Genomic DNA, 20139 nt, shown 5'->3' with positions numbered 1-20139 from the left:
AGTCCATCTGTAACGCATCAAGCGCAGAAGAGAGGAGCTTCCAGTGGCTGAAAGAGGCTCTAGATGAAGGATAACAGAACGCTAATCCGGAGTGCAGCTAATCCCTGCCGCAATCCTGCGTTAAAGGAACATTGAGAGATGAATACGTTCTTTGTATTCATAATCAGGGTGGTACCGCGAGAATAGCTCTCGTCCCTGTTTTGGGGATGGGGGCTTTTTATATGCTTTTTTACATAAATAAGGAGGCTAATGCAATGAAGAATTTAACTGGTTCTCAAATTCGTTCGATGTTTTTACAATTTTTCAAGGAAAAAGGACATGCTATTGAGCCTAGTGCTTCTCTTGTTCCACATGATGACCCATCTTTGCTGTGGATTAACAGCGGCGTTGCAACATTAAAGAAGTATTTTGACGGACGTGTTGTACCGGGAAATCCAAGAATCACCAATGCGCAAAAATCCATTCGTACAAACGATATTGAAAACGTTGGAAAAACTGCAAGACACCATACGTTTTTTGAAATGCTTGGTAACTTTTCTATTGGGGATTATTTCAAGAAAGAAGCAATCGAATGGGCATGGGAATTTTTAACTGATAAAAAATGGATCGGCTGGGATCCTGAGTTGCTGTCTGTGACCATCCATCCAGAAGACACGGAAGCGTTTGATCTTTGGCATAATACCATTGGTATTCCCGAGGAACGGATAATCCGATTGGAAGGAAACTTCTGGGATATCGGGGAAGGTCCAAGCGGTCCTAATACAGAGATTTTCTATGACCGTGGTCCGGAATACGGAAATGATCTAAACGATCCTGAATTGTATCCAGGCGGTGAGAATGAGCGTTATTTAGAGGTTTGGAATCTTGTATTTTCACAATTTAATCATAACCCAGATGGAACGTATACACCGCTTCCAAAGAAAAATATTGATACTGGAATGGGCTTGGAACGGATGGCTTCAGTTGTTCAAAACGTCCCGACAAATTTTGATACCGATTTGTTTATGCCAATCATCCGTGCAACAGAAGAGATTTCAGGTGATAAATATGGTGTTGAGAAAGAACGTGACGTTGCCTTTAAGGTAATTGCCGACCATATTCGAACAGTGGCTTTCGCCATTGGCGATGGGGCTTTGCCATCAAATGAAGGACGCGGCTATGTTTTGAGACGACTCTTGCGCAGAGCAGTACGTTACGCGAAACAAATTAATATTAACCGTCCGTTTATGTATGAATTAGTTCCTGTAGTCGGGGGAATTATGCATGATTTCTATCCAGAGGTAAAAGATAAGCAGGAATTCATTCAAAAGGTTATTAAAAATGAAGAAGAAAGGTTTCACGAAACCCTTCACGAAGGTTTGGCGATTTTATCAAGCGTCATTAAGAAAGAAAAAGAAAAGGGCAGCGACACCATTAATGGAGAAGATGTTTTCCGACTTTATGACACTTACGGTTTTCCAGTGGAATTGACCGAGGAATATGCACTTGATGCTGGAATGAAAATTGATGTTGACGGTTTTGAGAAAGAGATGGAAGAACAACGCGAACGCGCACGTGCAGCTCGTCATGATGAAAATTCCATGCATGTCCAGGGAGGAGTCCTTCGTGACATCACAGTTTCAAGCCAATTTACAGGCTATAATGAGCTTAAAACAAACTCCACCGTACTTTCCATTGTTAAAAATGGCGAACTTGTAAGTGAGGCTGAAGACGGTGAGGAAGTTCAGCTTATTCTTGATGTTACCCCATTCTATGCTGAGAGCGGAGGTCAAATTGCGGATCGTGGTATCGTGGAAGGCGAAGGAGTACTAGTTACCGTAAAGGATGTTCATAAAGCTCCTAATGGCCAAAACCTCCACCATGTTGTGATCAGCCATGGAACATTGAAAACGGGGCAACAGGTAACAGCACAGGTAGATGCTTCTAACCGTGTAAAAATTACCAAAAACCATACAGCAACACATATCCTGCATCGTGCATTAAAAGATATTCTTGGGGAACATGTTAACCAGGCTGGATCTCTTGTTGAACCAGAACGTCTCCGTTTTGATTTCTCTCATTTTGGTCAAATCAAACCGGAAGAACTAGAGCAAATTGAAAAAATCGTTAATGAGAAAATATGGAGCAGCCTTGATGTAGATATTAGCCAAAAACCAATTGCTGAAGCCAAATCAATGGGAGCAATGGCACTTTTCGGTGAAAAATACGGTGATATTGTTCGTGTGGTACAAGTTGGTGATTACAGCCTTGAACTTTGCGGTGGCTGCCATGTACCGAATACTGCTGTCATTGGTCTGTTTAAAATTGTTTCAGAAGGTGGCATCGGAGCCGGTACAAGACGGATTGAAGCTGTTACAGGCGAATCTGCTTATAAGCTTTTAAATGAACAAGTGGGACTTTTAAAGGATGCTGCAGAAAAGTTAAAAACAAATCCAAAAGAAGTCTCATCGCGTCTCGATGGCTTACTAGCGGAAATGAAACAGCTTCAAAGGGAAAATGAATCACTGTCAGCCAAGCTTGGGAACATTGAAGCAGGCAACCTTGTTTCACATGCAGTTGAAATTGAAGGTGTCACTGTACTTGCGGCGAAAGTTCAAGCAGCAGATATGAATAATCTTAGAAATATGGCAGATGATTTAAAGCAAAAGCTTGGATCGGCAGTCATTGTTTTAGGTAGTGCACATGAAGATAAAGTGAACTTAATCGCTGCTGTAACAAAAGATTTAATTGATAAAGGCTATCATGCTGGAAAATTAATTAAAGAAGTTGCCACAAGATGCGGCGGTGGGGGCGGAGGCCGTCCTGATATGGCACAAGCGGGAGGAAAGGATCCTGAAAAACTTGATTCTGCCCTTCAATTTGTTTCAGAATGGGTAAAATCAATTTGATAAAAGGACAAAGTAGTGTAAAATGAAGGTAACAATTACAATTCTCTCCTCTTGAAGAAATGTGAGGTGCGTGAAATGAGTTCATTCGACAAAACGATGAGATTTAATTTTCCTGAAGATCCTTTTGAACATGATGTAAATGATGTTTTATTACAAGTTTATGAGGCTTTAAAGGAAAAAGGGTATAATCCCATCAATCAAATAGTCGGTTACCTTTTATCTGGAGATCCAGCTTACATTCCGCGTCATCGAGATGCCCGAAATATTATTCGCAAGCTTGAACGCGATGAAATTATTGAGGAGTTAGTGAAATCCTATCTTAAAAAACAGCGAGAGGTTTAAGGAATGCGGATATTGGGTTTAGATGTCGGTTCAAAAACGGTCGGAATTGCCCTTAGTGATGAGCTTGGGTGGACGGCACAAGGCATGAAAACACTCAAAATCAATGAAGAAAGACGAGATTTTGGTTTTGAAGAGATTGGTCAAATTATAAAAGATTATCAAGTTAGTGAAGTCGTAGTGGGCTTGCCCAAAAATATGAACGGCACCATCGGTCCGCGCGGAGAAGCCAGCAAACAATACGCAGAAGAAATTGAACGCAAATTCTCCGTTCCTGCAGTTTTATGGGACGAGCGCCTGACGACAATGGCAGCTGAACGAGTTTTGCTCGAAGCTGACGTTAGCAGAAAAAAACGCAAGAAAGTGATAGATAAAATGGCTGCTGTCATGATACTGCAAGGCTACCTTGATAGTAAAAAATAATGAGGTGAAGAAATGTCTAACGAACATAATCATAATCACGAGGAAGAGGATCGCTATATTACCCTTGTGAATGAAAATGGTGACGAAGAATTATTTGAAATCCTATTAACATTTGATTCAGAAGAATATGAAAAATCTTATGTTCTGTTCTATCCTGTTGGAGAAGCAGAGGATGAAGATGAAGACGGTGGTACGGTTCATGCCTATGCTTACATACCGACTGAAGACGGTGGTTTAGGCGAGCTGTTGCCAATCGAAACAGATGAAGAATGGGAAATGATTGAAGAGGTATTCAATACCTTTGTTGAGGATGAAGAAGAACAATAGAAAACAAATGAGGACCAGCTTGCATGGAGCTGGTCTTTTTTATTTGAGCCAAGATTCTACACAGGTACGCCATATTTCGAATGAAATTGACATTTTTCTTGCTATATGCTGAAATAATTACGATGCCTTATGGTATAAATTCTCTACATAATGATCAAAAAGGGAAGAATCTTACATAAGTACATTTGAGGTTTAAAAAGGAGGGGTGAAAATTGGGAGCAGACAAAAAAGATATAATTCGAAAGAAATTACTCGATCAGCAAAGGGAAGCACGTATTGTTAGAAAGATTGTCATGATTGTATCAACTGTATTAGTATTATTAATTGTTCTTATCGGCGGCGGAGGTTATCTCTATGTGACATCTGCACTTAAACCTATGAATCCAAATAATAACCAGGTGAAAAAAGTAGATATCCCAATTGGATCATCGGTAGCAGAAATCGCAACAGAATTAGAGAAAAACGGAATCATTAAAAGTGCGCAAGTATTTAAATATTATGTTAAGCTTAAAAATGAAGGCGGCTTTATGGCAGGAAATTATGAGCTTAGCCCTTCCATGGATGTTGCAGAAATTGTCAATCGTTTAAAAACTGGAAAGGTCCTTTCAAATGCGGCTGTTAAATTCACGATCCCGGAAGGAACTCAATTAAAGGAAATTGCAGATATTATGGCAAAGGCAGTTAAACAGCCCGATGCCGTCATTATCAATAAATTAAACGACAAACAATTCATTAAATCTCTTATAGTTAAATATCCAGACATATTAACAAATGAAATACTTAATACGTCAGTGAGATATCCACTTGAAGGATATTTATTCCCGGCCACTTACTCGTTTTATAAGCCGAACCCTTCAATAGAAGAAATGGTCACAGCTATGCTGAATAAAACCCGAACTGTGTTATCTGATTATACGATTGAAATGAAACAAAAGAAGCTTTCTATCCATGAGATGCTGACTATGGCATCCTTGGTGGAAGAAGAAGCGACAGGGAAAACCAATCGAAAAATGATTGCCAGCGTTTTTTATAATCGAATACAAAAAGATATGCCGCTGCAAACAGATCCCACTGTTCTTTATGCGGAAGGAAGGCATAAAGATAAAGTTCTATATAAGGATTTAGAGGTAAATTCCCCATATAATACTTACATTCATACAGGACTGCCTCCGGGGCCAATTGCTAATGCCGGAAGGACCTCAATTGAAGCAGCCCTTGATCCGGCAAAATCAGACTACTACTACTTTTTGGCAACACCATCGGGCAATATTATTTTTACAAAAACATTAGCGGAACATAATCAGGTAAAAGCTAAGTATATTACCAGCAAAAAATAATGAACCTAAAGAGAGAATTATTCGCATTCTGCCTTTCTTTGTGGTAAAATAGTTCAAGTATTTAAAAGAATGAACTCGCCGACTGGCGAGTTTTCATTATGTCTAAAGATTCACATTTTGGTAAAAATGCTTTTAAGGGAGTGACGCAGCTTGTTGGATAAAAAGCTGCTTTCTTATATTGAGGGGCTAATTCCTGAGAGAGATCCATTATTAAAAGAAATGGAAGAGTACGCTGCAGTTCATCATGTTCCTATTATGGAGCTCTCTGGAATCGAAACCACGCTGCAATTACTTAGGATTCATCGCTCAATTAAAATTTTAGAAATTGGTACGGCCATTGGCTATTCTGCGTTAAGGATTGCTGATGCACTTCCAGAAGTTCAAATTGTAACAATTGAGCGTGATGAAGAACGCTATTTGGCAGCAGAGGAATTTATAAATAGGTCCAATCACGGAAAGCAAATTACGCTATTAAAAGGTGATGCGCTAGATCTTGAGAACGCAGTTCGTGACTATGGCCCTTTTCATGCGATTTTTATCGATGCAGCTAAAGGCCAATATCAAAAGTTCTTTGAAATTTATTCTAAATTCCTTCGTGATGATGGAATGATTATAACAGATAACGTCCTGTTTAAAGGTCTAGTTGCGCAGGATGTAATTGATTCGAAAAGAACAAGAAATATTGTGAAGAAGATTGCTGATTTTAACAGATGGTTAATGAATCATCCGGATTATGATTCAGTTATTCTTCCAGTTGGTGATGGAGTCGCAGTAAGCAAAAAAAGAGGTGAAAGCAAATGAAAAAAACGGAATTACTCGTTACACCCATTTCAGTTGCTGATATAATCCCGCTTTCAGATGCGGGGGCTGATGCCTTTGTTATTGGTGAACAACGTTACGGTTTAAGACTTGCCGGTGAATTTAACCGTCAAGATGTTGAAAAGGCGATTGAGCTAGCTCAATCAAAAGGGAAAAAAGTTTATGTTGCCATGAGTGCGATTTTTCACAATGATCTTGTGGATGAATTAGGCGAATATATTAAATTTGTATCGGATGCAGGTGCTGATGCCATTATATTTGGCGATCCGGCTGTTTTAATGGCGGCTAAAGAATCCGTTCCTGAAATGAAGCTTCATTGGAGCACAGAGACAACCGGAACAAACTGGTATACATGCAATTATTGGGGACGTAAAGGAGCAAAAAGAGCTGTAATTGCAAGAGAAATCAATATGGATGCGATTGTGGAAATTGCTGAACAGGCAGAGGTTGAAATTGAAGTACAGGTCCATGGTATGAGTTGTATGTTCCAATCTAAGCGGTCCTTATTAGGAAATTATTTTGAATACCAAGGCAAAGCACTTGAGATTGAAAACCGCAAACAGCAAAAGAATATGGTCCTGCATGATAAAGAACGGGAAAATAAATACCCGATATTTGAGGATGCAAATGGAACACATATTATGAGCCCTAATGATATTTGCATTATTGATGAGCTTCAAGAAATGTTGGAAGCCGGTGTAGATTCCTTTAAAATTGACGGGATATTAAAAAGCCCTGAATATATTCTAGCGGTAACAAAAGCATATCGAAAGGCAATCGATTTATTTTATGAGGATCCGGATCTTTATGATGATAAAAAGGATGAGTTGCTTGCTGAACTCGAAGAAATTCAGCCTGAAAACCGTCCATTGGATACAGGATTCTTTTTCAAAGAAACAGTTTATTAAAAGGGAGGAGTTCGTACGTGAATACTGTAACTGATAAGATTTCAGAGATTATCGACGGAAAACGTGTGATTGTGAAAAAGCCGGAACTCCTTGCTCCAGCAGGCAATCTTGAAAAATTGAAAATTGCTGTGCAATATGGTGCCGATGCCGTATTTATTGGCGGACAGGAGTATGGTCTCCGTTCCAATGCCGATAACTTTACGCTTGAAGAAATCAAGGAAGGAGTGGAGTTTGCAAAACAGTATGGTGCTAAAATTTACGTGACGACCAATATATATGCCCATAATGAAAATATTTCGGGTTTGGAGGAATATTTAACAGGGTTAAAAGAGGCTGGGATCGCTGGTATAATTGTTGCCGACCCATTGATTATCGAAACATGCCGCAGAATTGCTCCGGAGATTGAGGTTCATTTAAGTACTCAGCAATCATTATCCAATTGGAAGGCGATTCAATTTTGGCAGCAAGAAGGTTTGGAACGGGTAGTACTTGCTCGTGAAACGAGTGCAGAAGAGATAAAGGAAATGAAGGAAAAGGTGGATATTGAAATTGAAACCTTTATCCATGGTGCGATGTGTATTGCCTATTCCGGTCGCTGTACATTAAGTAATCACATGACTGCAAGGGATTCAAACCGTGGAGGATGCTGTCAGTCCTGCCGCTGGGACTATGACCTTTATGAGCTTGAAGGCGGAAACGAGGCTGCCCTTTATAATGAAGGAGATGCGCCTTTTGCCATGAGCCCGAAAGATCTAAATTTGATTCAGTCGATTCCAAAAATGATTGAGCTTGGCATTGATAGTTTGAAAATTGAAGGGCGTATGAAATCCATTCACTACATTGCAACAGTTGTCAGTGTGTATCGCAAAGTGATTGATGCTTATTGTGCCGACCCTGATAATTTTGTGATTAAGCGCGAATGGCTGGAAGAACTCGATAAATGTGCAAACCGTGAAACGGCACCAGCATTTTTTGAGGGAATTCCTGGGTATAAAGAGCAAATGTTTGGTAATCATAGCAAGAAGACAAAGTTTGAATTTGTGGGGCTTGTATTGAATTATGATGCAGAAGAGCAAATGGTTACATTGCAGCAGCGAAACCATTTTAGACCAGGGGATGAAGTTGAATTCTTTGGACCTGAAATTCAAAATTTCACCCATGTAATCGATAAAATTTGGGATGAAAAAGGAAATGAATTGGATGCTGCAAGACATCCGCTTCAAATTGTACGGTTTAAATTGGACAAACCGGTTTACCCAAACAACATGATGCGAAAGGAGAACTAGCATGATGCCTAAACCTGTTGTTATTGGTGTGACCGGCGGCTCCGGCTCCGGGAAGACAAGTGTGACAAAGGCTATTTATGAAAGTTTTAAAGGACATTCCATATTAATTCTTGAACAGGATTACTATTATAAAGACCAAAGTGACCTTCCTTTTGAGGAGCGCTTGAAAACAAATTATGACCACCCATTGGCATTTGACAATGATTTGCTGATCGAACATATTGAGAATCTTTTAAATTATAAGCCAATTGAGAAACCAGTATATGATTACTCCATTCATACACGATCAGATCAAGTCATACATGTTGAACCAAAGGATGTTATCATTTTAGAGGGAATATTGGTACTCGAAGATGAGCGTCTGAGAAATTTAATGGATATTAAATTGTTTGTCGACACGGACGCTGATATAAGAATTATCCGCAGATTGACCCGTGACATTAAAGAGCGGGGAAGAACATTTGAATCTGTTATTGAACAATATACAAATGTTGTTCGACCGATGCATAATCAATTTATTGAACCTACAAAGCGATATGCAGATATCATTATTCCTGAAGGCGGACAAAACCATGTTGCGATTGATTTGATGGTGACAAAAATTCAAACAATTCTTGAACAAAAGTCATTTTTATGAAACAATAGCAAATGAAAAGGTTTTATTAATTACAATGAATAAATAAGATGCGCGCCCTATTTTCAGGACGCGCAACTATGTATTGTGTCTCATGGCATAATATATACATAAAATTACATACACAATTCTAATGGGGGATTGTGAAGACTAGAAGGAGTGTGGATTATGGCTGCAGAAAAAGAATTTCCAATGACACTTGCAGGTAAAGAAAAACTTGAGCAAGAGCTTGAGCAATTAAAAACAGTTAAACGTAAAGAGGTCGTTGAAAGAATAAAAATCGCCAGAAGTTTTGGGGATTTATCTGAAAACTCTGAGTATGATTCTGCCAAAGAAGAGCAAGCCTTTGTAGAAGGAAGAATCACAACTTTAGAAAATATGATTCGCAATGCCAAAATCATCAGTGAAGGCGAATTAGCTGGCGATTCTGTTGCATTAGGCCGTTCTGTAACATTTGTTGAGCTGCCAGATGGCGAAGAAGAGACTTACACCATCGTCGGCAGTGCAGAAGCAGATCCTTTTGAAGGTAAAATTTCTAACGATTCTCCAATTGCCAAGAGCCTGATCGGCAAAAAAGTCGGCGACCAGGTTTCGGTTCAAACTCCTGGCGGTGAAATGAGTGTAAGAATTGTCAGCATAAAGTAATGGTTTAAAAAAGGTACACCTCGTCAAAACTTTTGATGAGGTGTTTTTTTATGCTCAGAAAACGGATCATTGTCTTTTTGGTTATATGTGTCACCAGTTTTACTCTCTTAATTATTCGACTTTGTCAAATTCAATTGGTGAAAACAGAAGCATTTTCTAAGCATAATATTAATTTAATGGATGAAAGTGTAAAGCAGCGGACGGAGGAATTGGAAATTGATAATGGAAGGGGGAATTTCCTCGATAGAAACGGCAATATGCTTACATATAGTAAAATGAATGTTCTTGTTCTGTTTCCATTTTTAAAAAAACTTAATTGGGATGCATCAAAGGTGTCGGAGATTACTGGAATTCCTACAAACGCCTTAAAAAAGGCAGTGAATAACGCAAAACAGCCATTTGCCTTCGGGGAACCTAAACCTGTCGAGTTGAACTCTAAGCAAATGAATCTGATTAATAAGCTTAATTCCCCTGGCGTTTTTGCTTTAGAGAAAAAGTTTGAACGGGCTGACTTCCCTGCAGAGCAGTTGATCGGATTAACAGGAGAAAATTCAGCTGAGCTTAAAAGCCGCTATCCCCACAAAGAATTATCTGAGAAAACCTTAATAGGAGTATCCGGGCTGGAGGAAAGTTTTGATGAATTTCTTCTTCCTGAAGGGAAATCAAAGCTTGTCTTTCATGTGGATGGCAATGGTTCACCGTTATTTGGAATTAATGTTAAATATGTTGATCCAGCCAATCCGTTTTTTCCACTCAATATCCGGACGACAATTGACAAAAATATTCAGCAAAATGCAGAAAAAATGGTCGAAAAGTATCATATTAAAAAAGGTGGACTGGTTCTCCTGAATATAGAGGATAACAGTGTTCTTGCTATGGTATCGCGACCTAAAATAAATAAAAAGGATCCATATAGCAGTGTAGGAATTACAAATCAAATGTTAAAACAGCAAATATTAGGATCTGTGTTTAAGACGGTTACTGCTGCTGCTGCGATTGACAATAGTTTGGACGATCCTGCCAGGATGTTTAATTGCAGTAAAAAAATAAATGGTAAACCGGAATTAACGTATAATTATGGCATGATAAATTTCAGTGAAAGCTTTGCCCGCAGCTGTAATCGAACATTTGGCGAGCTGGCACAGCAATTACAAAAAATGAATCCTCATATGCTGGATAGTTACGCTGCCAAGCTGTCTCTAATCGGATCTGTTGGCTGGATAGGGAATATTTATCACACGAGCGGATTTAGGCAATTTTCTGGAGAAGATCCAGGAAGGATATTCTTAATAGACTCTGCAAGGCAGGATGCCAATTTTGCTGCGATGTCCGGAATTGGTCAACATGAGGTTCGGGCAACGCCTCTTGCAGTCGCCAATATGATGGCCACCATTGCCCGCGGAGGTCAAAAGGAGATGGTGAGGGCAGTTTCGAAGATTGAGTATAGAAACGGCACTACAATGGCCCATTTTCCTGAAAGAAAATTACCTGGAAACACCATTTCACCCTATACAGCCATGAAGCTGCAAAAGTTGCTTAGAGAGGTTGTGGCAAATCCAAACGGAACTGGCAGATGGTTTAAAGATCTTCCATATGAAGTGGCTGGAAAATCAGGGACAGCTGAAACAGGGAAATATGTGAACAATAAACAGCTGCATAATAAATGGTTTGCCGGTTATTTCCCGTACCATCATCCTAAATATGCTTTAGTTGCCGTAAATCTGGACGTATTTGATAATGAAGGCGGAATTAATCTTCTTTTCGCCGATATGGTGGAAATGCTATATCAAAACCATCCATAATCGTTCTTTAGCCTCAGGTCTTATGACTTGTGGTTTTTTTCTGCTTATATAAATCCTTTAAAGTTCTCCTTAAATCATGTTAGAATATTTACAGCCTAGAAAAAAGGGGAAGTGATTTAGTTGAATAATAATTTCGAGCAAAACTCACGCTCAGGCTACCGCTCTAAAAGAAAGAAAACAAACCTTATTTTAAATAGTTTGATTGTTATTGTCGTGTTATTAATTATTTTTGTCGGATACCATATTTTTGCTTCTGGTAATGATACTGCTTCTACACCCAATAAAGCCACGGTTAATTCGGAACAAAAGCAAACGGCATCTAAAAAGGAGAAGACACAGGAGGCAGTTAGTAATGAAACACAAAACTCCGATAATAGTGCCGATGATAATAATAATCAAAATTCTGATGAGTCTTCCACAGGGCAGGCAGACCAGTCCCAAGCTGTAGTTTCAACTGGCGGAAGCTCACCAAATGTTGTGAAAACCACGGTAAATCCTGCTTGGAGACCTTTGGGCACCTCACAAACTGGCGAACACACGCCAGTCTATGATACCAAATCAGTCGATTGGCAGGAAATGCTTAATGCGATGTCATATGCGACAGGATTGGATCCAAGCAACATGACAGTATATTGGCTTGGACGCGATAAATCAACGTCAAATGCATCGATCGGGACCGTATATTCAAAAGATAAGCAGCAGGTATACCGCGTTTATATCAAATGGGTAGATGGACAAGGCTGGATGCCGACGAAAGTAGAAGAATTATCACAATTGGAGCGATAAAAGATAAGGATGGGCCATTTTTCAGGCACCATCCTATTTCTTTTTAAAATGAACAACTGCCGTGAAATATGTTCTTCCATTGTCTGCTACATGCATTTGATGGGAAACAGAATGGACACCCAGTAAAATGGCTTTGTTCACTTCGATTTGTGATTCAATTTTCTTCTGTAATGTTTTTAGATCTGCTGCTTCGAAAAACTCAACTTTATCTTCAATAAAATCTAACTGAAAGTTCATGGTAAACCTCCTTTCAATAGTTTTATTCTAGTAAAACCATTCCTGTCAGGCAACGTATTTCTTGAAGAAACATTTTGAGTATGGCAAGTTAGGAACAGCTTTTCTTCTAAAACATAGTATATTGATAGGAAATATCGGTTATGACATCGGAGAGTGATTTTATTATGGGAAGAGAGTTTTTAGAGATTTTTGAAGAGTGGGCGGATTCATATGATGATACCGTCGTTGGCCGCGACATCGAGTATAAAGAAGTATTTTCTAATTATGAGCAAATATTAACAGCAGTTGCGCAGCATTCATTCGGTCATGTGCTAGAATTTGGCGTCGGCACAGGTAATTTAACAAACAAATTGTTGGAACATAATTTAAAGGTGACGGGAATTGAACCATCGCCGTCCATGCGAAGAATTGCAGGAGAAAAGCTTGGAAATCAGTTAAAGCTGCTGGATGGGGATTTTTTGGTGTTTCCTGTAATAGATCAAGTGGATACCATTGTCAGCACCTATGCTTTTCACCACCTTACGGATGAGGAAAAAGCAGAAGCTATAGGTTTTTATGGCAAGCTTCTTTCAGTTGGTGGTAAAATAGTGTTCGCGGATACGATGTTCGAATCAGAGGAAGATTATAAACAACAAATCGTAAAAGCAAAAAAGGAAGGCTTTCTTAACCTAGCACAAGACTTAGAAACTGAATATTATACAACGATCCCGTTATTAGAGGATATTTTAAAACAAAACGGTTTTAGCTTCAGCTTTCAAAAATATAACGAGTTTGTCTGGTTAATGGAGGGCGTAAAACAGTAGGAGAGAGGTTTAAAGATGAAAATCGCCATCATTGGAGCAATGGAAGAAGAAGTAGCTTTACTAAGAGATCATATCAGCAATCAAACTCAAGAAACAATCGCTGGCTGTGAATTTACATTTGGGAACATGGAAGGAGCAGAAGTCATCCTGCTTCGTTCTGGCATTGGCAAAGTGAACGCAGCCATGTCTACTACCATTCTACTTGAAAAATTTCAGCCAGATTGCATAATTAACACAGGTTCAGCTGGTGGCTTAAATCCGGACCTAAATGTTGGAGATGCAGTTATTTCCACTGAGGTTCGACATCATGATGTGGATGTTACAGCTTTTGGCTATGAATATGGGCAGGTTCCACAGCTTCCGGCTGCCTTTAGTGCAGATGAAAAATTAATCGGAGTTGCAGAAAAGGCTGCCAATGAGTTGGAGAATTTCCAAATCGTTAGAGGGTTGATTGCAACTGGTGACTCTTTTATGGAAAATGCGGATCGGGTGGAATTTGTCCGTTCCAAATTTGAAAATTTGCAAGCTGTAGAAATGGAAGCCGCTGCAATTGCACAAGTTGCTCACCAGTTTGGTGTTCCGTTTGTGATTATTCGCTCCCTTTCTGACATTGCTGGCAAGCAATCCGAAATTTCATTTGATCAATTTATCGATAAAGCGGCAACTAATTCAGCCACATTAGTGATGAAAATGGTGGCATCATTAAAAAGCTCGTAGGAGTGGAAATATGAAGGTTTTTAAAAACGTCCATGAATTAATTGGGCATACACCAGTGGTTGAGATTACACAATTTTCTTTGCCTGAAGGCGTTCGCATATTTGCGAAGCTGGAATTCATGAACCCCGGGGGCAGTGTGAAGGACCGACTTGGAATTGAGCTGTTAAATGAAGCTTTTTCCAGCGGAAAGCTCAGCAAAGGCGGGACAGTGATAGAGCCTACTGCAGGTAATACTGGAATTGGTTTGGCGTTAGCTGCGTTAAATAAAGGAGTAAAGGTGATCCTCTGTGTCCCTGAGAAATTTAGCACGGAAAAGCAAGAAATCATGAAGGCCTTGGGGGGGCAAATCGTTAATACCCCAACGGAATTGGGAATCAAAGGGGCAATAAAGAAAGCTGAGGAACTATTGAAAGAGATTTCAGGCTCCTATTGCCCTCAACAATTTGCCAATCCTGCCAACCCATCCACTTATTATAAAACACTGGGTCCAGAAATTTGGGATCAATTGGATGGACAAATTGATATATTTGTAGCAGGTGCTGGCTCCGGTGGAACTTTTATGGGCACTGCCCGATTTTTAAAAGAACAAAATAAGGATATAAAAACGGTTATTGTAGAACCGGAAGGCTCCATTTTAAATGGAGGAGAACCAGGTCCGCATAAAACGGAGGGAATCGGTATGGAATTTATACCTCCGTTTATGGATCTGGATTATTTTGATGCGATTCACACTGTAACAGATATAGAGGCTTTTCGCTTCGTCAAAGAACTGGCAGAGAAGGAAGGATTGCTTGTTGGAAGTTCATCGGGTGCAGCTTTTTATGCTGCGTTGAAAGAGGCCCAGACTGCTGATCCAGGCACCAATATCGCAGTTATTTTTCCGGATGGCAGTGAACGTTACTTAAGCAAGAAGATTTTTCAAGGAGGTATTTAACATATGAAACGAAAAACGCGGCTCATTCATGGGGGGATAAGTGAGGATCCGGCAACAGGCGCTGTTGTTTTTCCTATTTATCAGGTTAGCACGTATAAACAGGAAGGTGTAGGTGGACATAAAGGATTTGAATATTCACGTACAGGGAATCCGACAAGGCATGCACTGGAAGAATTAATAAAAGATATTGAGGGCGGCACTGCCGGTTTCGCGTTTGGTTCCGGAATGGCAGCTATTACGGCTGTTATGATGTTGTTTAACAGTGGTGATCATGTTATTTTAACTGATGATGTTTATGGTGGTACATTTCGTGTGATGACAAAGGTATTAAACAGGATGGGAATGGAATTTACCTTTGTCGATACAAGCGATTTGGAAAACATAAAGCGGGAAATTAAGCCAAATACAAAAGCGATTTATATTGAGACACCGACAAATCCGCTGCTGAAAATTACTGATATTGAAGCGGCAGCTGCTCTTGCAAAAGAACATCAACTATTAACGATTGTCGATAATACGTTTTCGACTCCTTACTGGCAAAATCCTATTGAGCTTGGAGCAGACATTGTCCTCCACAGTGCAACAAAGTACATTGGCGGACATAGTGATGTTGTTGCCGGCTTAGTGGTAGTTAATCGTGATCAGCTTGCAGAAGACCTGCATTTTGTTCAAAATTCAACAGGCGGGGTATTAGGACCTCAGGATTCCTGGCTGCTGATCAGAGGGATTAAAACACTTGGAGTTCGTATGGAAGAAACAGAAGCAAACACAAATGCGATTGTTGAGTTTCTTCAACATCATCCAAAGGTTGAAAAGGTATATTATCCTGGACTTGAACATCACCCAGGACACCACATTGCCAAAAAGCAAGCAGGAGGCTTTGGCGGAATGGTTTCCTTTGACGTCGGAAGCGCAGAAAACGCTGATCGCCTTCTAAGCAAAATAAAATATTTTACCTTGGCAGAAAGCCTGGGTGCAGTCGAAAGCCTAATCTCCGTACCGGCAAGAATGACCCACGCATCCATACCTGCCGAGCGCCGGGCAGAACTCGGAATCACAGACGGTCTCGTTCGAATCTCCGTCGGTATCGAAGACGTCGAAGACCTAATCGAAGACCTAACCAAAGCATTATCATAGTGTGTATAGTAGTAAAGGTGTCAGGCACCATGTGAAGAATTCACATGGTGTCTGACACCTTTTTTCGAGAAACTCACTAGAAAGTGGTTTACAAAGTGTTCAGACGTGGATATAATTACCTTAACGAGTAAAAAATTCCAAAGGAGGTCGATGAAAATGATTAGATATCCAAGATTGTTGGCTGAAACTACAACTTTACATTTGAATATCATGCATTCGACCGAATTGGATTGGGTCTGTTAGTTAGTATTATTTTTCCTATCCATGCCGCAGGGAGAATGCGCCTTGCGGTATTTTTGTGCCAAAATTTCAAAAGGCCGCAGGGAAGTATCTCCTTGCGGCCTTTTTGTGCCCTTTTTACTCGCCAATTTGAAAGATACTGCATAAATTAAAAATGTTGCTGGAGGTGAACATGGATGACACTCAATATTATATTTTTTTCGATTACGTTTAAAAAGAATAAAGTGACTGCTCAGGAGGCTGCACATCAGGAGCAAGTTGCAAAGCTATATGAGCATTACAAGGAGCGAAATATCAATTATTATATGTAATCAGGCAATTTTAGAAAGGATGTGATCAAGATGACACTGAATATATTCTTTTTGTCGATTACAATTAAAAAACGAAAAGTAAGTCTGGAAGAAGCGCAGCATCAGGAACAAGTGGAAAAATTATATGAACAAAGCAGAGATAAGCAAATTTCGTTATTTCGGATTATGTAAGCAAAACTAAAAAATGAAAGGTGGTTTTATTATGATTTATCTAATTCAAAGAAGAGGAGCAAGCTTATGGGGTATGAAAGATACCACCTAGCCGCTTATAAAAAAATAGGGGGTACGAACATGCCGTTGCATAGTTTACTTTTATCACTTTTATTTCGAATAAAGAAAAAAGGGTAATGATACCATCATATTTTTCTTTATACAATAATAGAGAAATGTATGATTTAACATATTTTTCAAAATTATTAAATCCTTTTACCGTTAAAATATGCTAAAGTAAGATTACCGGATAGCTGATTGAAGGTAAGGGGTGGGGATATGCTCTTTATGGTCGTCATGGCTTTCGTCATTACTGGAGCTATTGGCTGTGTCATTTCTGCAGAGGTGAGCAGTGTAGAATGAAAACAGAAGCATCGGCGTTTTTCAGCGCCGATGCATTTATTTTTAGTTCGTCAATTGTAAAAATTCATCAATATCTTCAAGACAGATATGAACGGCCTTTTTCCAAAATTCTCTTTGAGTTAAATCTGCGCCTAAATGCTTTCTCGCAAGATCTTCTACCGACATGGAGGCTGTGTCTTTTAACAGGGCTATATACTTTTCCTCGTATCCTTTCCCTTCCTCAAGAGCCTGAGAATAGATTCCAAGTGAAAAAAGAAATCCGAACGTGTAAGGGAAGTTATAGAACGGTACACTTGTGATGAAAAAGTGCAGCTTTGAGGCCCAGAATAATGGGTGGTACTCTGCTAATGCATCAGCATAAGCCTCTTTTTGGGCATCTTCCATTAATTCGCTCAGCCGCTTGACAGAAACGACTCCTTGCTTCCGTTCTTCATAAAATCTTATTTCAAATAAAAAGCGTGCATATATATTCATTAATAATGCTACCGTTCGCTGAATTTTGTCATCTAGCAATGCAAGCTTCTCTTCTTTATTTTTGGCATTTTTAACGGAAGCATCTGAGACAATCATTTCAGCAAAAGTTGAAGCGGTTTCCGCCACATTCATTGCATATCGGCAATTGAGCAGCGGCACATCCTTCATCGCAAATGAATGAAAACCATGTCCCAGTTCATGAGCAAGAGTAGATACATTTGATTGCGTTCCGGAATAGGTCATAAAAATCCTTGATTGTCCACTATCAGGGAAAGAGGTACAAAAGCCTCCAGGAGCCTTCCTAGGACGATCCTCTGCTTCTATCCATTGATCTTTAAATGCCTTCTTTGCAAAAGCCGCCATTTTTTCGCTGAAAAAGGCGAAATTTTGTTCAATGAATTCGGCGCCATGCTGGTAAGAAATTTTAGAATCAACCTTTCCGTAGGGGGACTCCAAATCATACCAGCTTAATTTTTCAACCCCAAGTAGCTTGGCTTTCCGCGTCAAATATTCGACAAGTTTTTGTTTGTTATCGGAAATAACTGCCCACATCGAATCTAACGTTTCTTTTTTCATTCTGTTGATAGTTAATGGTTCCTTCAAGACATTTTCCCAACCGCGCTTTTTATACACATTTAAACGGAAACCAGCCAAATGGTTTAAGGTTTTCGCCAATAGATCAGCCTGTTCTTCCCAAGCATTCTCCCAAGCTTTAAAAACAGCGGCACGAACTTTACGGTCTGGGCTTGAAAATTTATTATAAGCCTGTCCAGCGGAAAGAAGTTTCTCCTCCCCGTCTTCCTTGACAGGAATTTTAATCTTGCTGACGATTACATCATATAACTGCCCCCAACTATGATAGCCATCTACTTCGAGAGTACTGATTATTGCTTCTTCTTCTTGAGAAAGCTTATCTTTTGTTTGTTCACGCCATTCTGATAACACAAATGAAAACTCTGACAAAGGTTCTTTGATAAGCATTTCCTGCCATTTGATTTCATCTATTGCGGACAAACGATTCTCAAAAGTACCCAATGCTGTATCAAGAATAGCATTCAAACTAGTAACTTTTGAATTCAGCTCATATGTCTTTTTATCTTCAGTATTTTGTGCTTGCAAACATTCGACAAATGAAGCGGCCTGGCTCTGTTTTTTTATGGCTTGCTCTAAATCTTGGAGCAACTCCCATAATATTTTTGGGTCCTCAAGTGAATGACCAGGAGACCAGTTTTTTACATTGATTTGAAAGCGCTTAATTAATTCCTCTGTCTTCATCAGGTATGCTTGGAATTCTGGTGAATGACTCCCTCCAGGAAAAAATTCATCAAGATTCCACACATCAGAATATGCTGTGGAGTTCATAGATCATACCCCCATTTCAATATGTACTATTCCATTATATCTTATTTTCTGGAAAGTTCGATGATTCACACTTCCTAAAAATGAAACAGCTTGTGCTAGGGGCACAAGCAAAAAAGGATTAATAGAAACAAGTGAACCACCACCAGGCTCCGAAGATGAATAGCAGGATGAAGAGTATGATAATGATAGCAATCCAAATACCTGTGCCCGCGCCGTAAGTGCCATAAGAGGCTGGTGAGCCGGGATAGGCAGCCGGATAGCCCCAGGGAGAGGGTGAATATGGAAAACCACCATAAGCCATTTTAGATCCTCCTTTCTTCATTTATTATTAACATATGAACGTTTTTATAGTTTGAGTAGGCATGTGTTTAGTTGGGCGATCCGAACGTAAAAGAAATTTCGGTTTATTAGGTACAGACTTATAGTATAATTTATCCATATTATTTGATCAGGAGAGGGAAGCAATGAGAAAGATTCTAATCGTAGATGACGAAATTAGAATGTTAGATTTATTAACCCTTTATTTAAAGCCAAAAGGATATATTTGCTTAAAGTTCACTTCTGCGATGGAGGCAATCAGTTATCTTGAAAAAGAACAAGCAGATCTAATTCTTTTGGATATTATGATGCCGGAAATGGATGGCTGGGAGGCATGTAAGGAAATCCGCAAAAACTGGGATATACCGATTATTATGCTTACAGCCCGAAATGAAAAAGCCGATATAGTTAATGGCTTAAAAATAGGGGCAGATGACTATATTTCCAAGCCTTTTGATGAAGAGGAATTAATTGCAAGAATGGAAGCAGTTTTACGGAGGAAAAGCAGCAGTAATTTACTCTATTTTAATGGTTTAACTTTAAATGAAGAGTCCTTTGAGGTATCCTATGCTGGTCAGAAAATCCCTGTAACGCCAAAGGAATTTGCCTTACTGGGACTATTTCTGCAAAACCGCAACAAAGTTTTTACCAGGGAGCATCTTTTGACATCTATTTGGGGGTATGCAGTGTCAACAGAAGATCGAACTATTGACTCACATGTTCGAAACCTTAGAGAAAAATTGCGAAAAACGGGTTTTCCGGCAGAGGAATATTTGACAACGGTATGGGGGATGGGGTATAAGTGGGTGAATAAGAATTGAAAACTCAGAAATTTATAA

22 protein-coding genes and 1 other annotated feature (1 of these 23 only partly in view) are annotated in these 20139 nt (G+C 39.5%); of the genes, 19 read left to right on the top strand and 3 right to left on the bottom strand.

What is annotated here, in order from left to right:
* Window positions 1-200, top strand: a binding site (T-box leader) (it extends 30 nt beyond the left edge of the window).
* A gap of 54 nt (window positions 201-254) precedes the next feature.
* From alaS to HPT25_RS00200, 12 genes are all read left to right on the top strand, one after another.
* The gene (alaS, locus tag HPT25_RS00255) at window positions 255-2888 is read left to right on the top strand and encodes an alanine--tRNA ligase (RefSeq protein WP_173058393.1); all 2634 of its coding nucleotides are present in this window, start codon (window positions 255-257) and stop codon (window positions 2886-2888) included.
* A 75-nt stretch (window positions 2889-2963) separates the two neighbouring features.
* Window positions 2964-3230: an IreB family regulatory phosphoprotein gene (locus HPT25_RS00250; protein WP_173058391.1), complete on the top strand. Its 267-nt coding sequence runs from the start codon at window positions 2964-2966 to the stop codon at window positions 3228-3230.
* Between the two features lie 3 nt (window positions 3231-3233).
* Window positions 3234-3650 carry a Holliday junction resolvase RuvX gene (gene ruvX / locus HPT25_RS00245; RefSeq protein WP_173058389.1) on the top strand — a complete coding sequence of 139 codons (417 nt, stop codon included), beginning with the start codon at window positions 3234-3236 and terminating at the stop codon, window positions 3648-3650.
* 12 nt (window positions 3651-3662) lie between these two features.
* On the top strand, window positions 3663-3977 hold the full coding sequence (locus HPT25_RS00240; RefSeq protein WP_173058387.1) for a DUF1292 domain-containing protein: 315 nt from the start codon (window positions 3663-3665) through the stop codon (window positions 3975-3977).
* A 212-nt stretch (window positions 3978-4189) separates the two neighbouring features.
* The gene (gene mltG / locus HPT25_RS00235) at window positions 4190-5314 is read left to right on the top strand and encodes an endolytic transglycosylase MltG (RefSeq protein ID WP_246277109.1); all 1125 of its coding nucleotides are present in this window, start codon (window positions 4190-4192) and stop codon (window positions 5312-5314) included.
* 150 nt (window positions 5315-5464) lie between these two features.
* Window positions 5465-6115, top strand: coding sequence for an O-methyltransferase (locus tag HPT25_RS00230; RefSeq protein WP_173058385.1), 651 nt, complete (start codon window positions 5465-5467; stop codon window positions 6113-6115).
* Window positions 6112-7041, top strand: coding sequence for a peptidase U32 family protein (locus tag HPT25_RS00225; RefSeq protein ID WP_173058383.1), 930 nt, complete (start codon window positions 6112-6114; stop codon window positions 7039-7041). The genes HPT25_RS00230 and HPT25_RS00225 overlap by 4 nt, the downstream gene beginning before the upstream one ends.
* Before the next feature lie 17 nt (window positions 7042-7058).
* Window positions 7059-8327, top strand: a complete 1269-nt coding sequence (locus HPT25_RS00220; RefSeq protein ID WP_173058381.1) for a peptidase U32 family protein — start codon at window positions 7059-7061, stop codon at window positions 8325-8327.
* Window position 8328: 1 nt separating this feature from the next.
* Entirely contained in the window at window positions 8329-8964 is a 636-nt protein-coding gene (gene udk / locus HPT25_RS00215) for a uridine kinase (RefSeq protein WP_173058379.1), read from the top strand.
* 165 nt (window positions 8965-9129) lie between these two features.
* Window positions 9130-9606: a transcription elongation factor GreA gene (greA, locus tag HPT25_RS00210; RefSeq protein ID WP_173058377.1), complete on the top strand. Its 477-nt coding sequence runs from the start codon at window positions 9130-9132 to the stop codon at window positions 9604-9606.
* A 50-nt stretch (window positions 9607-9656) separates the two neighbouring features.
* On the top strand, window positions 9657-11408 hold the full coding sequence (locus HPT25_RS00205; protein WP_173058375.1) for a peptidoglycan D,D-transpeptidase FtsI family protein: 1752 nt from the start codon (window positions 9657-9659) through the stop codon (window positions 11406-11408).
* A 120-nt stretch (window positions 11409-11528) separates the two neighbouring features.
* Entirely contained in the window at window positions 11529-12194 is a 666-nt protein-coding gene (locus HPT25_RS00200; RefSeq protein WP_173058373.1) for a YrrS family protein, read from the top strand.
* Between the two features lie 33 nt (window positions 12195-12227).
* On the opposite strand, the gene HPT25_RS00195 is transcribed toward HPT25_RS00200, so the two are convergent.
* Window positions 12228-12431 (bottom strand): YrzA family protein, encoded by a 204-nt coding sequence (locus HPT25_RS00195; RefSeq protein WP_173058371.1) that lies wholly within the window; start codon window positions 12429-12431, stop codon window positions 12228-12230.
* A 164-nt stretch (window positions 12432-12595) separates the two neighbouring features.
* Here HPT25_RS00195 and HPT25_RS00190 point away from each other — a divergent pair, with 164 nt between their 5' ends.
* The 6 genes from HPT25_RS00190 to HPT25_RS00165 all read left to right on the top strand — a co-directional run bounded on the left by HPT25_RS00190 (window position 12596) and on the right by HPT25_RS00165 (window position 16744).
* On the top strand, window positions 12596-13234 hold the full coding sequence (locus HPT25_RS00190) for a class I SAM-dependent methyltransferase (protein WP_173070768.1): 639 nt from the start codon (window positions 12596-12598) through the stop codon (window positions 13232-13234).
* Window positions 13235-13249: 15 nt separating this feature from the next.
* Entirely contained in the window at window positions 13250-13951 is a 702-nt protein-coding gene (mtnN, locus tag HPT25_RS00185; RefSeq protein WP_173058369.1) for a 5'-methylthioadenosine/S-adenosylhomocysteine nucleosidase, read from the top strand.
* A gap of 10 nt (window positions 13952-13961) precedes the next feature.
* Window positions 13962-14885, top strand: coding sequence for a PLP-dependent cysteine synthase family protein (locus HPT25_RS00180; protein WP_173058367.1), 924 nt, complete (start codon window positions 13962-13964; stop codon window positions 14883-14885).
* 3 nt (window positions 14886-14888) lie between these two features.
* The gene (locus tag HPT25_RS00175) at window positions 14889-16022 is read left to right on the top strand and encodes a bifunctional cystathionine gamma-lyase/homocysteine desulfhydrase (protein ID WP_173058365.1); all 1134 of its coding nucleotides are present in this window, start codon (window positions 14889-14891) and stop codon (window positions 16020-16022) included.
* A 416-nt stretch (window positions 16023-16438) separates the two neighbouring features.
* Complete coding sequence (locus HPT25_RS00170) at window positions 16439-16573, top strand: YrzI family small protein (protein WP_173058363.1); 135 nt, start codon at window positions 16439-16441, stop codon at window positions 16571-16573.
* Between the two features lie 30 nt (window positions 16574-16603).
* Window positions 16604-16744, top strand: a complete 141-nt coding sequence (locus HPT25_RS00165) for a YrzI family small protein (RefSeq protein ID WP_173058361.1) — start codon at window positions 16604-16606, stop codon at window positions 16742-16744.
* 444 nt (window positions 16745-17188) lie between these two features.
* On the opposite strand, the gene HPT25_RS00160 is transcribed toward HPT25_RS00165, so the two are convergent.
* A complete protein-coding gene (locus tag HPT25_RS00160) occupies window positions 17189-18982 on the bottom strand; it encodes a M3 family oligoendopeptidase (RefSeq protein ID WP_173058359.1) in 1794 nt (597 codons plus the stop codon).
* 118 nt (window positions 18983-19100) lie between these two features.
* Complete coding sequence (locus tag HPT25_RS00155) at window positions 19101-19283, bottom strand: hypothetical protein (protein WP_173058357.1); 183 nt, start codon at window positions 19281-19283, stop codon at window positions 19101-19103.
* A 163-nt stretch (window positions 19284-19446) separates the two neighbouring features.
* On the opposite strand from HPT25_RS00155, the gene HPT25_RS00150 reads away from it, so the two are divergent.
* A complete protein-coding gene (locus HPT25_RS00150) occupies window positions 19447-20121 on the top strand; it encodes a response regulator transcription factor (protein ID WP_173058355.1) in 675 nt (224 codons plus the stop codon).
* The last annotated feature ends 18 nt before the right edge of the window (window positions 20122-20139 follow it).

Source organism: Neobacillus endophyticus (assembly GCF_013248975.1).
Taxonomy (GTDB): domain Bacteria; phylum Bacillota; class Bacilli; order Bacillales; family Cytobacillaceae; genus Neobacillus; species Neobacillus endophyticus.
This window is presented reverse-complemented; position numbering and strand designations above follow the sequence as displayed.

Excerpts from the sequence above, each read along its gene's own strand:
- mtnN (WP_173058369.1), top strand. The coding sequence starts at position 13,250 with ATGAAAATCGCCATCATTGGAGCAATGGAAGAAGAAGTAGCTTTACTA.
- HPT25_RS00160 (WP_173058359.1), bottom strand. The coding sequence starts at position 18,982 with ATGAACTCCACAGCATATTCTGATGTGTGGAATCTTGATGAATTTTTT.
- HPT25_RS00240 (WP_173058387.1), top strand. The coding sequence starts at position 3,663 with ATGTCTAACGAACATAATCATAATCACGAGGAAGAGGATCGCTATATT.
- HPT25_RS00150 (WP_173058355.1), top strand. The coding sequence starts at position 19,447 with ATGAGAAAGATTCTAATCGTAGATGACGAAATTAGAATGTTAGATTTA.
- HPT25_RS00195 (WP_173058371.1), bottom strand. The coding sequence starts at position 12,431 with ATGAACTTTCAGTTAGATTTTATTGAAGATAAAGTTGAGTTTTTCGAA.
- HPT25_RS00155 (WP_173058357.1), bottom strand. The coding sequence starts at position 19,283 with ATGGCTTATGGTGGTTTTCCATATTCACCCTCTCCCTGGGGCTATCCG.
- HPT25_RS00190 (WP_173070768.1), top strand. The coding sequence starts at position 12,596 with ATGGGAAGAGAGTTTTTAGAGATTTTTGAAGAGTGGGCGGATTCATAT.
- ruvX (WP_173058389.1), top strand. The coding sequence starts at position 3,234 with ATGCGGATATTGGGTTTAGATGTCGGTTCAAAAACGGTCGGAATTGCC.
- alaS (WP_173058393.1), top strand. The coding sequence starts at position 255 with ATGAAGAATTTAACTGGTTCTCAAATTCGTTCGATGTTTTTACAATTT.
- greA (WP_173058377.1), top strand. The coding sequence starts at position 9,130 with ATGGCTGCAGAAAAAGAATTTCCAATGACACTTGCAGGTAAAGAAAAA.
- HPT25_RS00180 (WP_173058367.1), top strand. The coding sequence starts at position 13,962 with ATGAAGGTTTTTAAAAACGTCCATGAATTAATTGGGCATACACCAGTG.
- HPT25_RS00170 (WP_173058363.1), top strand. The coding sequence starts at position 16,439 with ATGACACTCAATATTATATTTTTTTCGATTACGTTTAAAAAGAATAAA.
- udk (WP_173058379.1), top strand. The coding sequence starts at position 8,329 with ATGATGCCTAAACCTGTTGTTATTGGTGTGACCGGCGGCTCCGGCTCC.
- HPT25_RS00225 (WP_173058383.1), top strand. The coding sequence starts at position 6,112 with ATGAAAAAAACGGAATTACTCGTTACACCCATTTCAGTTGCTGATATA.
- HPT25_RS00165 (WP_173058361.1), top strand. The coding sequence starts at position 16,604 with ATGACACTGAATATATTCTTTTTGTCGATTACAATTAAAAAACGAAAA.
- HPT25_RS00175 (WP_173058365.1), top strand. The coding sequence starts at position 14,889 with ATGAAACGAAAAACGCGGCTCATTCATGGGGGGATAAGTGAGGATCCG.
- HPT25_RS00205 (WP_173058375.1), top strand. The coding sequence starts at position 9,657 with ATGCTCAGAAAACGGATCATTGTCTTTTTGGTTATATGTGTCACCAGT.
- HPT25_RS00250 (WP_173058391.1), top strand. The coding sequence starts at position 2,964 with ATGAGTTCATTCGACAAAACGATGAGATTTAATTTTCCTGAAGATCCT.